Source organism: Shewanella sp. WXL01, from assembly GCF_012263345.1.
GTDB classification, from domain to species: Bacteria; Pseudomonadota; Gammaproteobacteria; order Enterobacterales; family Shewanellaceae; genus Shewanella; species Shewanella maritima.
On sequence record NZ_JAAIKQ010000001.1, the window covers coordinates 840,980 to 857,614 of the forward strand.

Genomic DNA, 16,635 nt, shown 5'->3' on the forward strand with positions numbered 1-16,635 from the left:
TCCGGATAATAACTAAAACTTTTTGGGAGAATCCAATGCCGTTACTTGATAGCTTTACTGTTGATCATACTAGGATGAGTGCACCGGCAGTGCGCGTTGCCAAACACATGAGTACGCCTAAAGGCGATACTATTACAGTGTTCGACTTACGCTTTTGTATCCCAAACCAAGACATTCTGAGTGAGCGTGGGATTCATACTTTGGAGCACCTTTTTGCCGGTTTTATGCGTGATCATTTAAATGGTGACCATGTGGAGATTATTGATATTTCTCCTATGGGATGCCGCACTGGTTTTTATATGAGCCTAATCGGCACGCCTGCTGAAACTGACGTTGCAGAAGCCTGGCTAGCAGCGATGGAAGACGTACTTAAAGTAGTCGAGCAATCACAAATTCCAGAGCTAAACGAGTATCAATGTGGAACTTTTGAAATGCACTCGCTAGAGCAAGCACAAGATATTGCTCGAAGTATTATCGCATCAGGTATTAACGTGAATCGCAATGACGATTTAAAGCTTAGTGATGATATTTTAAAAGGGCTGTAGCCTAAAACCTAAAAGCGGCGAAAGCCGCTTTTTTTGTGCCCTTTAAAAACCATAGTGAGCGACTGCGGGTAAATGGTTATTCAAATGTAGCATTTTAGTTTGTAATATGTGTTTGAAACCATTGTTGTATTAGGGTTAATCTCATAGAATTGTTCTAATTTCAAAGCTTTTAGCGTAAAGACACATATATGGAGATAATCATGTCTAGTCGCCCGTTTAGCCTTACTACAGTCGCGTGTGCCATTTTGGCATTAGTGAACTCCCCCTTAGCGCATTCCGCAGAGCAACAAAAAGAACAAGTGAGCCGCGCAGATGTAGATGTCACCCAAGATATGGGAGCATTTCAATACCGCAGCACCGAAATGGCACTGGCGCAATCTGGTGTGGTTGTGTTGCCTGCAAGCTCCTATCAAGCCAATACTGTGGTCAATCGCGGCGCAGTAAATGGTGTTGCGCAAACTCAAGATGGCATTTTCTTCTCACCAGCCCCTTACTCAGCCGATCTTGTTATCGCACCTAATCTATTTTTTCAACAAAGTGTCAATGTCGAGCAGTCGACTACTGCTGGCATCGGCAGCGAAGGCAGTTATGGTGTTGTTGACTACCAGTCAAAACGAGTTAGTAGCGCCGATACTGCGACCATAGTGAATCTGGAAGCTGGGCAAAATAGTGAGCTCGCTGGTGGCATTATTATGAGCGGTACATCTAAGCAATATACTATGTTGCTGGGTGTGGACTACCAAAAGGCCGAACAAGATGTGGGGATTGCGCGTGACTTAGATGCGCAGTATAGCCATACCGATATCATGTTTAAGATTGGTGCTGGCAGCCTACTTGGGGCGCGAAATCCACAAAAGACTGAGTTTAGTTTTCAATTTTCTGATAAAGATAATGACGCTGGATTGCTGGGTTTGACTGATGCTGATTTTGAGCTTGAGCCACAAAAACGTTATCAAGTAGCGCAGTTTGACAATGAAACTCAACGCCGCACTCGCTATGCCTTAGCCCACGAGGTAACGTTATCACCAAGTAACCAGATGTACACCGATCTTTACTATCAAAGTATGTCTCAGAAAACGTCACAAATGGCGTACTTAAATGGTGATGTGATTGATAAATCGCTACTAGCAGGGCTCGCGCTATTTGAGCGTCAACCTTTGGGTGTCGACCTTACTTTGGGGGCGATGGCACAAGATAATGAGTTTGATGGCTTTGGTATTCAAACTAAAGGCGTTAACCAATATGGCCAGCATAAGGTTATTTATCATGGGCGTTATCACCATGATAAAGCTGAAATGCGCTTAGGCTACCAAGATTGGATCTATGGGCAAGACTTAAGCTTTACCCCAGGTAATAGCTTTAGCGCAGTTGAGACATACACAGACGATGCTACTGCCATTCTAGCTGGCGTCGATACCGAGTTAAATTATGGTAAATGGCAGATTTTAGCTGGCGTGTCATACGAAACCGTTAACGTGACCCGTGAGGTTTCTATTACGAGCCATGACATTACTAATGTCGACTTTTCTGATGACGGCTGGATACCTTCACTTGCCGCAGTGTATCAAGGTGATAGCTGGCGTTTTGAAGCAAACGCTAAGCGTGCCTGGACGGCAGCATCAGCAGGCAACAAACTGCAAAAAGCCCAAGAGGCTATGCAGTATGAGCTAAGCGCTGCATATACTCTCGGCGCGATGCATTTAGATGCAGCCACTTATTACCATGACTTTAATAACATGCATTTCAGCTGCATGTGGGGAGTCGTGTGTGGTTATGAAGGCCACACTCTGCAAGAAAATATCGAAGATGTGAAAGTGTATGGCGCCGATGTGAGTGTTAACTATCAACTCGCATTCGACAGTTTCTCAATGCCAATTATTGCTAACTATCTCTATGCAAAGACAGAGCTTGATGATAGTGCCTGCGCAAACGGTAGCTGCCCAGACACTGAAACGCGTTTACCTTGGACCCCAGAGCATCAAGCTTTTGTTAGTACCGGTATCGTAGTGGGTGATTTCTCGTTAATGGCGCAGGCTCTATATCAATCTGAGATAGGTTACATGTATGACCAAGTTGAAGATTATTTAATTGATTCACAGTGGAAGCTAAACGTGGCAGCTAGCTATGACTTTAGCGCGCAGCATCAAGTTTATCTTCGAGTAGAAAACGCGCTTAATCAAGATCTTGTGGCTCACAACTCGCACTTAGGTGTCGTCGCTGGGGCGGAGCAAAAAGCGCTTTTAGGCTACCAAGGTCGCTTTTAACTGCTGACATCCAATCTATCTATTTGTTTTAAATATGTTAAAGCTCAAGCTATTTTAGCTTGAGCTTTATTTGCTTTTACTAATAGTTTAAATATTAGTCTTTCCAAAATATTTTCTATAAAAATTAGTGCTATAGTAAATCGAACTCGAAAAAGTATGCCGATTTTTAGTGAAAACCTTACCCTGAGCCAAACTGTTTGAAATGTTAACGCCCTGAGTCCCTTGCAGTTTGAAAATACAAATAATTTTCGTGGCGGTAGTCTCATAATTGGGGTAAAATGCGCGCGACCAGCGTGATTACGATCGCATTTTCGTGTTAAATCTGCGCTAGCTCAAGAATATTTATTTTGTTAACGCCTTGTTTGCTAATGACTTATTCTTGTTGCGGAACGTGGCGCATTGTCTTTCCTTCAAACGTAGTGCTTGTGGATATGATTACAATTAAGAAAGGATTGGAACTCCCTATCGCGGGTGGACCAGAGCAAGTTATCCATAATGGCCCGGCCATTAAACACGTCGCTACATTGGGTGAAGAGTATATTGGCTTACGTCCTACCATGAAGATCAAAGTGGGCGATAAAGTACAAAAAGGCCAGGTGATTTTTGAAGACAAAAAGAACCCAGGCGTAAAATATACAGCTTTAGCCAGTGGTACGATTAAAGAAATCAACCGAGGTGCCAAACGCGTACTTCAATCAGTTGTTATTGATATTGAAGGTGACGAAAGTGTCACTTTTGCTAAATACGATGCTGATAAACTCACCTCTCTCGACGCGCAAGCTGTTCGCGACAACCTGATCGAATCGGGTTTGTGGACCACATTGCGTACTCGCCCTTTCAGTAAAGTCCCAGCGGTAGATTCAGAACCTGCTGCGTTGTTTGTGACTGCCATTGATACTCAGCCACTCGCTGGCGATCCTCAAGTAGTTATTGCAGCAAACAAAGATGATTTTGCTAATGGTTTGACTGTGCTTTCACGTTTAGCAGAAGGCAAGGTATTCCTATGTAAGGCGCCTGGTGCTGACATTCCTGCTGCAAATGCGCAGGTGAAGGAGTTTGCCGGTAAACATCCAGCGGGCTTAGTGGGTACTCATATTCACCATGTGCTTCCAGCCTCTGCTAACCGCACTGTATGGCATCTTGGCTATCAAGATGTGATTGCGATTGGTCATTTGTTTACTACTGGTGAGTTAACGACAGACCGCGTTGTTGCACTAGCAGGCCCTGAAGCAACTAAGCCTCGCTTAGTTAAAACGCATGTTGGTGCAAGCCTTACTGAATTGACCCAAGATGAGCATAATTGCAGCTCAGTTCGTGTTATTTCAGGTTCAGTATTAAACGGTCGCCACGCGCATGGCCCACATGCATACCTAGGTCGTTACCACAATCAAGTGAGTCTACTTGAGGAAGGTACCGAGAAAGAACTATTTGGCTGGGCTATGCCTGGTGCTGACAAGTACTCAATTACTCGCGCATTCCTAGGTCACCTAAGCTCTTCACGTTTATTCAAAATGACAACCAGCACTGGCGGCTCTGACCGCGCTATGGTGCCAATTGGTAACTATGAACGTGTTATGCCGCTAGATATTTTGCCGACTATGTTACTGCGTGACTTAGTATCTGGTGATTATGATGGCGCAGCTCAATTAGGAGCCTTAGAGCTAGATGAAGAAGATCTAGCATTATGTACTTTCGTATGTCCTGGTAAGTATGACTATGGCTCATACCTACGTGACTGCTTAGATACGATCGAGAGGGAAGGCTAATGAGCTTGAAAGATTTTATCGAGCGTATTGAACCGCAATTTGAAAAAGGCGGTAAATACGAAAAGTGGTACGCGCTTTACGAAGCGGTTGCTACTGTATTTTATACTCCAGGTAAGGTGAACAAGGGCGCTACCCATGTTCGTGATAACCTAGACCTTAAGCGTATGATGATCACTGTTTGGGCGTGTACTTTCCCTGCAATGTTCTTCGGTATGTACAACGTTGGTTTGCAAGCGCAAGTTGCATTGGCTGCCGGTTTTGGCACGCCAGATATGTGGCAAGTTGGCTTGTTTGAAATGCTAGGTGGTCAGCTAACGGCTGATTCAGGCATTGCTGGGCTAATGTTCTACGGCGCATGTTTCTTCCTACCTATCTATGCTGTGACATTTGCAGTCGGTGGTTTCTGGGAAGTGCTATTTGCTTCTGTACGTGGCCATGAAGTTAACGAAGGTTTCTTCGTTACCTCGGTACTGTTCGCACTCACCCTGCCGGCAACCATTCCATTATGGATGGTGGCACTGGGTATCACCTTTGGTGTGGTCGTTGCCAAGGAAATCTTTGGTGGTACAGGCCGTAACTTCCTTAACCCAGCGCTTGCAGGTCGTGCATTCTTATTCTTTGCTTACCCGCTAAGCATGTCAGGTGACACTACTTGGGTCGTTGCAGATGGCTTCTCTGGCGCGACGGCATTAAGCCAAGCGGCGCAAGGCACTCTTGATTACGCTAATGCTGATTGGATGGCTGCGTTTATGGGCTTCATTCCAGGTTCTGTAGGTGAGGTTTCTACCTTTGCTATTTTACTTGGTGGCTTAGTGATTATTTACACTCGCATCGCTTCATGGCGCATTGTTGGTGGTGTAATGGCAGGTATGATTGCTGTTTCGCTACTGCTTAACGCGATTGGCAGTGATACTAACCCAATGTTTGCTATGCCATTCCACTGGCACCTAGTGTTAGGTGGTTTTGCCTTCGGCATGATGTTCATGGCAACTGACCCTGTTTCAGCGTCATTTACTAACCAAGGTAAGTGGGCATACGGTTTCTTAATTGGTGCGATGGCGGTGTTTATCCGTGTTATCAACCCAGCATTCCCAGAAGGTATGATGTTAGCAATTCTATTCGCTAACCTTTTTGCACCTTTGTTCGACCACTTCGTGGTTCAAGCAAATATCAAGCGGAGGATTGCACGTGGCTAATGCTAAAGAATCTTTCGGTAAAACACTGTTCGTTGTAATCGGTCTTTGTTTTATCTGTTCTATGTTGGTGTCAACGGCGGCAGTACTGCTTAAGCCAACGCAACTAGAGAACAAGCTTTTAGATAAGCAAAAGTACATTTTAGAAGCAGCAGGCTTGATTGATACCCGTTCAGGCAAAGTCGAAAAAGCAACAATTATCGACACCTACAACAAGTACGTAGAAGCTAAAGTTGTTGATCTAAAGTCTGGCGACTGGGTAGAAGGTGTTGACGGCAATACCTTCGACGTTGAAAAAGCAGCTCGCACACCTGAAACCTCATTCAAACCTGTTAATGACATCGCTTCGGTTAAGCGTGTTGCTAATCACGGTGTGGTTTACTTAATTCGTGATGATAGCTCACAGCTACAAACTGTGATTATCCCAGTTAAGGGTTATGGTCTGTGGTCAACTATGTTTGCTTTCCTAGCGGTAGAAGCTGACCTAAACACGATTCGTTCATTGGTTTACTACGACTTTACTGGCTCTGGTGAAACACCAGGTCTAGGTGGTGAAGTACAAAATCCACAATGGATTGCTAAGTGGAAAGGTAAGAAGCTATACAACGCTCAAGGCGAATTAGCGATTCAAGTAACTAAGAACCCAGCTGTCGCTAACTCTGAGTTCGGCGTTGATGCACTATCTGGTGCGACACTGACCGGTAACGGCGTTCAGTACTCTTTAGAGTTCTGGTTAGGTGAAGAAGGCTTCGCTAAGTTTATTGAAAAAGCACGTAACGGAGGGTTGAGCTAATGTCTGAAGCTAATAGCGTCAAGCAGGTTCTAACCGGACCAATTGTTAGTAATAACCCAATTGCACTGCAAATCCTGGGTGTATGTAGTGCCTTAGCGGTAACCAGTAAAATGGAAACTGCCTTGGTAATGACCATTGCACTAACGGCGGTTTGTGCATTCTCAAACTTGTTTATCTCAATGCTACGTGCACATATTCCAAGCAGTGTTCGTATTATTGTGCAGATGACGGTAATCGCATCGCTAGTAATCGTTGTTGACCAGGTGCTGCAAGCATTTGCTTACGATGTCGCCAAGCAGCTATCGGTATTTGTTGGTCTAATTATTACCAACTGTATCGTGATGGGCCGCGCTGAAGCATACGCGATGAAAACGCCACCAATGCTGAGCTTTATGGACGGTATTGGTAACGGTTTAGGTTACGGCGTTATCTTGTTATCTGTTGGCTTTGTGCGTGAGTTATTTGGTAATGGTTCACTTTTCGGCGTAGAAATCTTAGCTAAGGTTTCTGACGGTGGTTGGTACCAGCCAAATGGTTTATTACTACTGCCACCAAGTGCGTTCTTCCTAATTGGTGCTTTGATCTGGATGATCCGTGTTTATAAGCCTGATCAAGTAGAAGCTAAAGGGTAAGCGAAATGGAACATTATATTAGTTTATTAATTCGCTCTGTTTTCATTGAAAACATGGCCCTGTCGTTCTTCCTAGGTATGTGTACTTTCTTAGCGGTATCTAAGAAGGTTAAAACCTCAATGGGTCTAGGTGTAGCGGTAATTGTGGTGCTTGGTATTGCGGTACCAACTAACCAAATCATTTATCAAAGTTTTCTTGCTCCAGGCGCGTTAGCATGGGCAGGAGTACCTGAAGCGGACTTGAGCTTCCTTAAGTTCATTACTTTTATTGGTGTGATTGCTGCGCTAGTACAAATTTTGGAAATGACTTTAGATAAGTACTTCCCTCCTTTGTATAACGCACTCGGTATCTTCCTACCGCTAATCACAGTGAACTGTGCGATTTTCGGTGCGGTTTCATTCATGGTTGAGCGTGATTACAACCTAGGTGAAAGTTTTGTATTCGGTATTGGCTCAGGTATCGGTTGGGCACTTGCAATTGTGCTACTTGCCGGTATCCGCGAGAAAATGAAATATTCTGACGTACCTGATGGACTGCGTGGCTTAGGTATTACCTTCGTTACTGCTGGTTTGATGGCACTAGGTTTCATGTCGTTCTCAGGTGTGTCTTTATAAGACCGCCTAGAGATGCATTAATTTGAACCTTTAAGGATAAGTAAATGGGTATTCTTGAATCTACACCAATAGATGTTTATCTAGGTGTGAGCATGTTTACTGCGATTGTCTTGATCTTAGTACTAGTGATTTTGTTCGCTAAGTCTAAGCTTGTGGCAAGTGGTAGCATTAAGATTGGCATCAATGGTGATGCTGATAAAGCATTTGAAACCGAAGCTGGCGGTAAGCTACTAGGCGCGTTGGCAAGCAACGGTATTTTCGTATCAAGCGCGTGTGGCGGCGGTGGCTCATGTGGTCAGTGTCGTGTGAATGTAAAGTCAGGCGGTGGTGATATCCTGCCGACTGAGCTTGACCACATTAGTAAAGGTGAAGCGCGTCAAGGTTGTCGTCTTTCTTGTCAGGTAAACGTTAAAACTGACATGGAAATCGAGCTAGACGAAGAAATCTTTGGTATTAAGAAGTGGGAATGTGAAGTTATCTCTAACGATAACAAAGCGACCTTCATTAAAGAGCTTAAACTTAAGATCCCTGACGGTGAGTCAGTGCCGTTCCGCGCCGGTGGTTATATCCAAATTGAAGCGCCTGCACACCATGTTAAGTATGCAGACTTCGATGTACCTGCAGAGTACCGTGGCGACTGGGAACACTTCGGCTTCTTTGACCTGGAGTCAAAAGTTGATGAAGAAACCATTCGTGCATACTCGATGGCGAACTACCCAGAAGAGTTCGGTATCATCATGTTGAACGTGCGTATTGCTACGCCGCCTCCACGTAACCTAAGTCTACCTTGTGGTAAGATGTCATCGTACATCTGGAGCCTTAAGTCTGGCGATAAAGTGACGATTTCAGGTCCATTTGGTGAATTCTTCGCAAAAGACACTGACGCTGAAATGGTATTTATTGGTGGTGGTGCAGGTATGGCGCCAATGCGTTCACATATCTTCGATCAGCTTAAGCGTCTTAACTCTAAGCGTAAGATGAGCTTCTGGTACGGTGCACGTTCTAAGCGTGAAATGTTCTATGTAGAAGATTTCGACGGCCTAGCGTCAACCAATGATAACTTCGAGTGGCATGTTGCTCTGTCTGATCCTCAGCCAGAAGACAACTGGGACGGTTACACCGGCTTTATTCACAATGTGCTTTATGAGAACTATCTGCGCGATCATGAAGCGCCAGAAGATTGTGAATTCTACATGTGTGGCCCACCAATGATGAACGCTGCCGTAATTGGTATGCTTAAAGACTTAGGTGTTGAGGATGAGAACATCCTACTGGATGACTTTGGCGGTTAACGCTAAACCATCATCTAAGTAAACGGAATTGCAGCTTTGTTGAACATGGAGGTACATGTTAAACAAGCTGCAATTTTTATTTTGACGGCTCTAATAAAGAGCTAATACCAATTGGTATAAACCAAAAAGAATGATAATGAGATATATAACCAAGCTGTTGTCACTGTTGATATTGGTCCTTGTTGTCAGCGCCTGCAGTCAGCCACAATTGGTCAGCTTAGCAGGGCGTACTATGGGCACCACTTACCATATTAAGTTGGTACCTAATAAACATCTCCCCGACGAGCAATTGCTTCAGGCCGAAATCGATATGGCGCTTGAGCGGGTGAACAATCAGATGTCGACTTATCGACCAGCGTCTGAGTTGTCGCAATTTAACCTATCTAAGGCTGGTCAACGTACTCGTGTGTCGCAAGATACGATTTTAGTGCTTCAAGAAGCGATTAAGCTCTATGAACAAACCGATGGCGCATTAGATGTCACCTTAGGCCCATTGATTAATCTTTGGGGCTTTGGTCCAGAAAAACGGCCGATCAAGGTACCGAGTAAGCTCGATATTGACATTGCTAAAGCAAAAATGGGTGTAGAAGGTGTCTCGATTGAACCAGGGCATTTAGTTAAACATAACTCAGATTTATACGTCGATTTATCATCTATCGCGAAAGGGTTTGGCGTAGATGTTGTTGCAGCTGTATTAGACAAATACCAAGTGTCTGGTTATTTAGTTGAAGTTGGTGGCGAGATCAGTGTCAAAGGTCACAAACTTGATGGTCAACCTTGGCGAGTTGCGATTGAGCAACCTGATGCGACGGGGCGCGAGGTGTCGAAAGTCATTAGCCTTAACGATATGGCGATGGCGACATCGGGTGATTATCGTAATTACTTTGAAGACAAAGGTGTGCGTTTTTCTCATCTTATTGACCCGCGAACCGGTTACCCTATCAACCATAAGTTAGCGTCGGTAACTGTGCTGCACCCGAGCAGTATGTCAGCAGACGGTTACGCAACTGCCATGATGGTAATGGGCACCGAAGCATCATTAGCGCTTGCCAGTGAGTTAGATTTGGCGATAATGTTGATTGAAAAGCAGCCCCATGGTTATCAAATTCATTATAGCGATGCGTTTTTGCCATATGTGCAATAGCCTCGTGTTGTATCGGAGTCGTATATGAGTACATTTATTGCCGCATTCGTTATTTTAATGCTGTTTTTCGTATTAATGTCTGTGGGCTACATCATCAAAAAGAAAGCCGTTGAGGGTAGCTGCGGTGGTCTAGGCGTACTTGGCATCGAAAAAGCCTGTGATTGTGATGACCCATGTGACAAGCGCAAGCGCCGAATGGCGGAAGAAGAGCGCCGTGCCAAGCTTGAAAAAAACCGTATTATTTAGCCAGTTGTTGCGAATACATTGTAAAGAGCCTTCATTTTGAAGGCTTTTTTTGTGATTTAATTTTGTACAACAGATACTAAGCTAAGTAAAAATGAGAATGCTTATCAGTATTAAGTGTATGAAATTAAAGAAAAAATTTACTTTATACTTCAGCTGTACTATTCTGTGTGAAATTGATCTAGATCAAGTTCACTGATTAGGGACAAGATAATGAAAGGCAAGCCAAACGTCATCGCTCAGCTTAATCGCGTGTTAACTTTTGAGTTAACCGCCATTAATCAATATTTTCTCCATGCGCGTATGTTTAAGCACTGGGGTTTAGACCAGCTCAACAGCAAAGAGTACAAAAAGTCGATTCAAGACATGAAACACGCCGACAAATTAATTGAGCGTGTGTTGTTTCTTGAAGGCCTTCCAAACCTGCAACAGCTAGACAAGCTGCGTATTGGTGAGGACACTGAAGAAATGCTGCAGTGCGATATGGAAGCTGTAACAGAGCAAGTTGCAGAGCTACGTAAAGCGATCAAGCTGTGTGAAGATGAGCGTGACTATATGAGTCGCGACTTGCTAGAAGAGTTGCTTGAAGATGAAGAAGAGCACATTGACTGGATTGAAACCCAGCAAGATCTCATCGCTAAGACCGGTTTAGAGAACTACCTACAGTCACAAATGTAAGTTAAGGATATTTATCATGAAAGGCCATCAAGAGGTTATCGACGCATTAAACTCATTGTTGACTGGCGAGCTATCAGCAATGGATCAGTATTTTGTTCACGCCCACATGTACGAAGATTGGGGCTTGAACGAATTATATACCCGTATTTTGCATGAGTCAGATGATGAGAAAGTGCATGCGGCAAAATTGGTTCAGCGCATCTTATTTTTAGAAGGTACACCAGATGTTGCTAGCCGCGAAGCGCTAAACATTGGTAAAGACGTTAAAGAGATGCTTGAGAATGACCTTCAGTACGAATACAAGGTTGCTGAAGACTTACGTAAGGTGATTGCACTTTGTGAAGAAAAGGGTGATTACCAAACTCGCGAGCTGCTTGAAGTTTTACTCGATGATACTGAGTCGGATCACATGTACTGGCTTGAGAAGCAACTACGCCTAATCGAGCGAGTGGGTCTGCAAAATTACCTGCAAAAGCAAATGTAATTGCATACTCTGCTATACAAAAAACGCCGCTAACGTATTAGCGGCGTTTTTGTTTATAGCATTGTTTGCTCTGGCCGTAGTGTTTATCTAAGACTAAAGCTTAAATTGACCAATCAGGCCTGACAGCTTGTCATTGATTTCGGCAATATTAGCGGTTTCTTGTTGCTGCAGTTGCCCCTCTTCATTCAAGGTTTCTACCATATCGTGGATCTGATGCATGTTGAGGTTAATCGCCTGAATAACCTGATTTTGCTCGCTAGCTGAGGTTGAGTTCTGGCTATTTAGCGCATTGATCTCATCCATAATCACGCTCATCTGTTGCAAGCTTGCAGAGGTATCCGCCACTTCTTCAACGGTTGTGCCACACGCTTGCTCTGTTGAGGCAATCGATGCCACTACATTGGTTGCTTCAGATTTTAGCTGTGCGAGCGCCTGCTCAATCTCACTGGTGCTGGTTTGGGTGCGACTCGCTAGTGCGCGCACTTCATCAGCGACCACTGCAAAGCCTCTGCCTTGCTCGCCGGCTCTAGCTGCTTCAATCGAGGCGTTAAGTGCCAGTAAGTTGGTTTGCTCGGCAATGGCGCCAATTACATCAACAATGGACTGGATCGAGCTAGTCTCATTGTTCATATGCTCAACTTTGCCAGCGGTTTCGTTGATTTGACTCGCAAGGGCAAGAATACCTTGCTGGGTCGACTCGATAGTTTTTAAAGAATGGGCGCCGCTGTGATGCGCTTCATGAGTGTGCTTCGCCGCTTCTACTGTATTGGCTTCAACCATTTCAGCGGTATTCGATAGCTGCTCTATCGCGGTCACGATTTGTGTGGTTTCGCTGGTGTGTGAGGTTAAAATTTGCTGAGAATGCTCACTGAATTGTTGTAGAGAATGTACGCCAGATGACAGTGCAACAGTTGCCTGATTAATCTCTTTCATCATACTTTGTAGCTGGCTAATGAACTGGTTAATGCCACTGGCAATTTTACCTATATCGTCATTGCATTTAACTTCAAGACGTTTGGTGAGATCGCCGTTACCTTGAGATAGCTCCGTCACTAAAGTGCGCAGCTCAGCAATTGGTAGGTACAGCTTGTTGAGCACGACGAGCAATCCCGCTACCGAAGCAATCAATACTAGAATCACGACCAATAGTAATTTAAACGTTGCTTGGTATAGCGGGGCAAACGCGCTGGACTCATCCACAGTAACAATGACGTACCACTCTTGGTTATCAATCAGCTCGATACGTTTGCTGGCAACTAATGTGGCCTCGCCATTGAGTTCGTGAGTTGCCACACTTTGGTTGACCCCCAAAGCTTGTTGGGACACTTGCTTTAAGTCGGCTATATCATTGATGTTTTGTTTTGCCTCGATAAAAGGCGAGGTAGAAGCCAGTACTAGTCCCTGTTTATTGACGATAAAGCCCGTAGCGCCTTCAATTTCATTGAGCTTGTTTAGCTCTGAGGTAAGTTGGTCAAAGCGGAGGTCAGCCATGATGATGCCGCCATCAATTTGATGCATCACTCCGAGCATTGGTATCGCATCAGTGCGGGTAAAGAACACATCGCTTAGGCTAATGCCACGAGAGCGCTTACCTGCTTGATACCAGGGACGAGTTCGAGGGTCATACTTAGATACGATACCCACACCATTAGGAAAAGACTCTGAGGCTTTAGACACATAGCTGCTGCCATCATCAAAGCCTATGATCACTTTGCTCACGCCGCCCAGTTTTGCTGTGTATTGCGTCATAGCCACGTGGCTATGTTGATTTTGACTTTGACCATTTTCTTGACGATAGAGCATGGCTAGCTCAGTGACCGCGCTGGTTGTGCGCTCAAAGCGAGATTTAATCTCGATAACTTTTTGTTCAATCACATGGTGAATGTTTTGTACCAGCGCATCTTGCACACTGTCTTTAAATTGCACATAGGTTACTAGGCTACTAATGAGCAGAGACAACATCAGCAGTCCTGTCATAGCAGAGAGTAAACTTGCTTTAAAGCCGAGCTTTTTCATTAGCTTATCCTAATTGTATTATTATACTTTTTATTATTCTAAGGATAGTATGCTAATTAAACTGCTAACTTCATCAATATTCTTGTATCAGTGTTATACAAAATGTGACTTGCCGCTTTTGAGGGCGTTTCTGTTCCCTGCTCTAACCAAATAACAGGTTTTATTGAATACTGTTTTTTTATACAGTAATATTGTGGTAATCGTTTTTTGGTCACTGATATGAGCAACAGATGCGAAAAATAATTCATATCGACATGGACTGTTACTACGCCGCTGTAGAAATGCGTGACTTCCCCGAACTAAGGGGGAAGCCATTAGCTGTGGGGGGCAGAAGTGATAGGCGTGGGGTGATCAGTACTTGTAATTATGAAGCGCGTGCTTTTGGGGTGCGCTCAGCCATGAGTAGTCATCAAGCGTTGCAGCTGTGCCCAGACCTGACTTTGGTGCCAGGAAGGATGCAAGTTTACAAAGATGTTTCGGCGCAAATTCGCGAAATCTTTAAGAGCTATACCAGCCTTATTGAGCCTTTATCGCTAGATGAAGCCTATCTGGATGTCACAGATACCCAATTGTGTAAGGGCAGTGCCACCTTAATGGCACAGGCGATACGCGATGAGATTTATCAGCAAACTGGGCTGACAGCATCAGCTGGTGTAGCGCCAGTTAAGTTTCTTGCCAAGATTGCTTCAGATCTCAATAAACCCAATGGTCAGTATGTCATTCGCCCTGATGATATAGCGCAGTTTATTAAACCCTTAGCTCTGAAAAAGATCCCCGGCGTTGGTAAGGTTACAGCGAAGAAGCTTGCTGACCTTGGATTAAATACCTGTGAGGATGTGCAAAATTATCCAAAACAAGCACTTGTGCAGCGCTTTGGTAAGTTTGGCAGTGTATTGCATGAGCGGGCTTATGGGCGTGATGAAAGAGCTATTAGCCCTAATCGCGTGCGCAAGTCGGTGGGCGTTGAAACCACCTTAGCAAAAGACATTTATACCCTAAGCCAATGTCAGCAGGTGATGCCGCAACTCATTCAAGAGTTGTCATCGCGAATGCAGCGCAGTGCTAAAGATAGAAGCATTAACAAGCAAGTGGTCAAGCTTAAGTTTAATGATTTTAAGCAAACTACGATTGAGCATCGCAGCGATGAGCTGTCAGTCAACTTGTTCGCGAGTTTGCTTGAAGATGCCTTAAAGCGTGCCAATGGTAGAGGTATTCGTTTACTGGGCGTGAGTGTTGGGCTTGCAGGTGAGGCGCAAAGCCAAGAAGCAACTCATGTTGCACAAAGCTCACAACTTGATTTGCCGCTGTAAGCAAATGCAGCAACTCGGTGTACTAATGTTTACCTCTAAACACCTAGGTCTTAATACTCATTCAGTAATGCTGTTTTCAATAAAAAAAGGCTGCAAATGCAGCCTTTTCGATGTTTAACCTTGCTAATGAGAATTAGCTTTTCGCTGGAATATTCTCTAGCACCGCAAGTAGTAACTCCCAGTATTGACCAACAGTGGTGATGTTGACCATTTCATCTGGGCTGTGTGGGAAGCGGATAGTTGGACCAATGGATACCATGTCCATGTTCGGGTACGGCTCTTTAAATAGACCACACTCAAGACCCGCGTGAATAACCATAATGGTAGGGTCTTTCTTGTAAATGCCGTTGTAGGTTGCGCGCACAATTTCCATAACAGGTGAGCTATTATCTGGCTTCCAACCTGGGTAAGCACCGCTAAACTCGATGCCTGCACCGCTCAAATGAGCTAGTGACGTCAACATGCCTTCAATTTCGTCGCGACCTGAGTTGATAAGCGAGCGGATAAGGCACAAGATTTGAACTTGCTCTTCCTCGGTAGAAATCACACCAACGTTTAGTGATGTTTCAGTTACGCCTTCAACTTCATCACTCATACGCATCACGCCGTTCGGGCAAGCATTAAGTAAATCAATTAAGCTATTCTGCGCAGTTTCGCTCATTACTTTAGTAGGCGAGTCAATCGCTTGTAGAGTTAAGGTCATATCTGGGTCTGCAATGGCTAGCTCTGCGCGAATGGTTGCCTGAAACTGGGCAATGTTTTGCTCAAGTAACTCAACGTTATCTGCAGGCAGCATAAAACTAATGTTTGCTTCACGTGGGATAGCATTACGCAGCGAGCCACCAGTAAAGTTGACTAACTCAAGTGCTAGGTTGTCAGCATATTCAAATAAGAAGCGTGCAAGCTGCTTGTTGGCATTACCGCGGCCTAGGTGAATGTTGACACCCGAGTGACCACCTTTTAAACCAGATAAAGTTAAGCGGTAGCTAGCATTATCTTGCTCAGGTGCTTGCCATGTCATTGGTACAGAGATTTGACCGTCAACGCCGCCAGCGCAGCCCATGTAGATCTCGCCTTCTTGCTCTGAGTCTGTGTTGATCAGGATCTCAGCATCAAGCATGCCAGCTTCAAGACCAAATGCGCCTGTCATGCCTGCTTCTTCATCAATGGTTAGCAATACTTCTAATGGGCCGTGTTTAATGTCGCTGCTGCCCAAAATAGCCAGCGCCGATGCCATACCAATACCGTTATCTGCACCGAGTGTCGTGCCGTTAGCTTTTACCCACTCTCCATCAACATAAGCTTCGATTGGGTCTTTTTCAAAATCATGCTCTTTGTCAGCATTTTTTTGCGGCACCATATCAATATGGGCTTGCAGGGCAACAACTTTGCGATCTTCCATACCAGGTGTGGCTGGTTTTTTGATGATTAGGTTACCGACTTTGTCTTCAACTACATTCAAGCCCTGAGCATTTGCCCAATCTTGAATATGCTGTGATAAAGCTTGTTCGAACTTTGATGGGTGAGGAATTGCACAGATTTGTTCAAACCATTGCCAAAGCGGTTGAGGATATAATTGGTTGATTGCGGTCACGATTGAGCCCTCAATTAGTCGTTGTTTATGCTGCGGCGCTTGCTACTCCCAGTTTATGGATTCTAGC

At 44.6% G+C, this 16,635-nt stretch carries 15 protein-coding genes; 13 read left to right on the forward strand and 2 right to left on the reverse strand.

The annotated features are described in order from the left end of the window. The first annotated feature begins 35 nt into the window (after positions 1-35). From luxS to bfr (G3R49_RS03705), 12 genes are all read left to right on the forward strand, one after another. Entirely contained in the window at positions 36-545 is a 510-nt protein-coding gene (gene luxS, locus G3R49_RS03650; RefSeq protein WP_130598214.1) for an S-ribosylhomocysteine lyase, read from the forward strand. Positions 546-745: 200 nt separating this feature from the next. Then, positions 746-2,809 (forward strand): TonB-dependent receptor, encoded by a 2,064-nt coding sequence (locus G3R49_RS03655; RefSeq protein ID WP_167868666.1) that lies wholly within the window; start codon positions 746-748, stop codon positions 2,807-2,809. A gap of 431 nt (positions 2,810-3,240) precedes the next feature. Next, on the forward strand, positions 3,241-4,575 hold the full coding sequence (locus G3R49_RS03660) for a Na(+)-translocating NADH-quinone reductase subunit A (protein WP_167868904.1): 1,335 nt from the start codon (positions 3,241-3,243) through the stop codon (positions 4,573-4,575). Then, positions 4,575-5,771 (forward strand): NADH:ubiquinone reductase (Na(+)-transporting) subunit B, encoded by a 1,197-nt coding sequence (locus G3R49_RS03665; protein ID WP_130598212.1) that lies wholly within the window; start codon positions 4,575-4,577, stop codon positions 5,769-5,771. Before G3R49_RS03660 ends, G3R49_RS03665 begins: the two co-directional genes overlap by 1 nt. Continuing rightward, complete coding sequence (locus G3R49_RS03670; RefSeq protein WP_130598211.1) at positions 5,764-6,561, forward strand: Na(+)-translocating NADH-quinone reductase subunit C; 798 nt, start codon at positions 5,764-5,766, stop codon at positions 6,559-6,561. The genes G3R49_RS03665 and G3R49_RS03670 overlap by 8 nt, the downstream gene beginning before the upstream one ends. After that, on the forward strand, positions 6,561-7,193 hold the full coding sequence (locus G3R49_RS03675; protein WP_130598210.1) for an NADH:ubiquinone reductase (Na(+)-transporting) subunit D: 633 nt from the start codon (positions 6,561-6,563) through the stop codon (positions 7,191-7,193). Before G3R49_RS03670 ends, G3R49_RS03675 begins: the two co-directional genes overlap by 1 nt. Before the next feature lie 5 nt (positions 7,194-7,198). After that, the gene (gene nqrE / locus G3R49_RS03680; protein WP_130598209.1) at positions 7,199-7,807 is read left to right on the forward strand and encodes an NADH:ubiquinone reductase (Na(+)-transporting) subunit E; all 609 of its coding nucleotides are present in this window, start codon (positions 7,199-7,201) and stop codon (positions 7,805-7,807) included. Between the two features lie 44 nt (positions 7,808-7,851). After that, positions 7,852-9,099, forward strand: a complete 1,248-nt coding sequence (gene nqrF, locus G3R49_RS03685; protein WP_130598208.1) for an NADH:ubiquinone reductase (Na(+)-transporting) subunit F — start codon at positions 7,852-7,854, stop codon at positions 9,097-9,099. A gap of 130 nt (positions 9,100-9,229) precedes the next feature. Beyond that, a complete protein-coding gene (locus tag G3R49_RS03690; protein WP_167868667.1) occupies positions 9,230-10,243 on the forward strand; it encodes an FAD:protein FMN transferase in 1,014 nt (337 codons plus the stop codon). 24 nt (positions 10,244-10,267) lie between these two features. Further along, positions 10,268-10,489: a (Na+)-NQR maturation NqrM gene (gene nqrM / locus G3R49_RS03695; protein WP_130598206.1), complete on the forward strand. Its 222-nt coding sequence runs from the start codon at positions 10,268-10,270 to the stop codon at positions 10,487-10,489. Between the two features lie 210 nt (positions 10,490-10,699). Then, positions 10,700-11,164, forward strand: coding sequence for a bacterioferritin (gene bfr, locus G3R49_RS03700; RefSeq protein WP_167868668.1), 465 nt, complete (start codon positions 10,700-10,702; stop codon positions 11,162-11,164). Positions 11,165-11,180: 16 nt separating this feature from the next. Next, entirely contained in the window at positions 11,181-11,648 is a 468-nt protein-coding gene (gene bfr, locus G3R49_RS03705) for a bacterioferritin (protein WP_130598204.1), read from the forward strand. Between the two features lie 93 nt (positions 11,649-11,741). Here the strand turns inward: bfr (G3R49_RS03705) and G3R49_RS03710 are convergent, their stop codons facing one another. Next, entirely contained in the window at positions 11,742-13,664 is a 1,923-nt protein-coding gene (locus G3R49_RS03710) for a methyl-accepting chemotaxis protein (protein ID WP_167868669.1), read from the reverse strand. A 230-nt stretch (positions 13,665-13,894) separates the two neighbouring features. Here G3R49_RS03710 and dinB point away from each other — a divergent pair, with 230 nt between their 5' ends. Continuing rightward, the gene (dinB, locus tag G3R49_RS03715; RefSeq protein WP_167868670.1) at positions 13,895-14,974 is read left to right on the forward strand and encodes a DNA polymerase IV; all 1,080 of its coding nucleotides are present in this window, start codon (positions 13,895-13,897) and stop codon (positions 14,972-14,974) included. Positions 14,975-15,107: 133 nt separating this feature from the next. On the opposite strand, the gene G3R49_RS03720 is transcribed toward dinB, so the two are convergent. Further along, entirely contained in the window at positions 15,108-16,568 is a 1,461-nt protein-coding gene (locus G3R49_RS03720; protein ID WP_167868671.1) for an aminoacyl-histidine dipeptidase, read from the reverse strand. Positions 16,569-16,635 lie beyond the last annotated feature (67 nt).

Coding starts and splice junctions, on each gene's coding strand:
- bfr (WP_130598204.1), top strand. CDS start 11,181: ATGAAAGGCCATCAAGAGGTTATCGACGCATTAAACTCATTGTTGACT.
- G3R49_RS03665 (WP_130598212.1), top strand. CDS start 4,575: ATGAGCTTGAAAGATTTTATCGAGCGTATTGAACCGCAATTTGAAAAA.
- G3R49_RS03710 (WP_167868669.1), bottom strand. CDS start 13,664: ATGAAAAAGCTCGGCTTTAAAGCAAGTTTACTCTCTGCTATGACAGGA.
- bfr (WP_167868668.1), top strand. CDS start 10,700: ATGAAAGGCAAGCCAAACGTCATCGCTCAGCTTAATCGCGTGTTAACT.
- nqrE (WP_130598209.1), top strand. CDS start 7,199: ATGGAACATTATATTAGTTTATTAATTCGCTCTGTTTTCATTGAAAAC.
- G3R49_RS03675 (WP_130598210.1), top strand. CDS start 6,561: ATGTCTGAAGCTAATAGCGTCAAGCAGGTTCTAACCGGACCAATTGTT.
- G3R49_RS03690 (WP_167868667.1), top strand. CDS start 9,230: ATGATAATGAGATATATAACCAAGCTGTTGTCACTGTTGATATTGGTC.
- G3R49_RS03655 (WP_167868666.1), top strand. CDS start 746: ATGTCTAGTCGCCCGTTTAGCCTTACTACAGTCGCGTGTGCCATTTTG.
- dinB (WP_167868670.1), top strand. CDS start 13,895: ATGCGAAAAATAATTCATATCGACATGGACTGTTACTACGCCGCTGTA.
- G3R49_RS03660 (WP_167868904.1), top strand. CDS start 3,241: ATGATTACAATTAAGAAAGGATTGGAACTCCCTATCGCGGGTGGACCA.
- luxS (WP_130598214.1), top strand. CDS start 36: ATGCCGTTACTTGATAGCTTTACTGTTGATCATACTAGGATGAGTGCA.
- nqrM (WP_130598206.1), top strand. CDS start 10,268: ATGAGTACATTTATTGCCGCATTCGTTATTTTAATGCTGTTTTTCGTA.
- nqrF (WP_130598208.1), top strand. CDS start 7,852: ATGGGTATTCTTGAATCTACACCAATAGATGTTTATCTAGGTGTGAGC.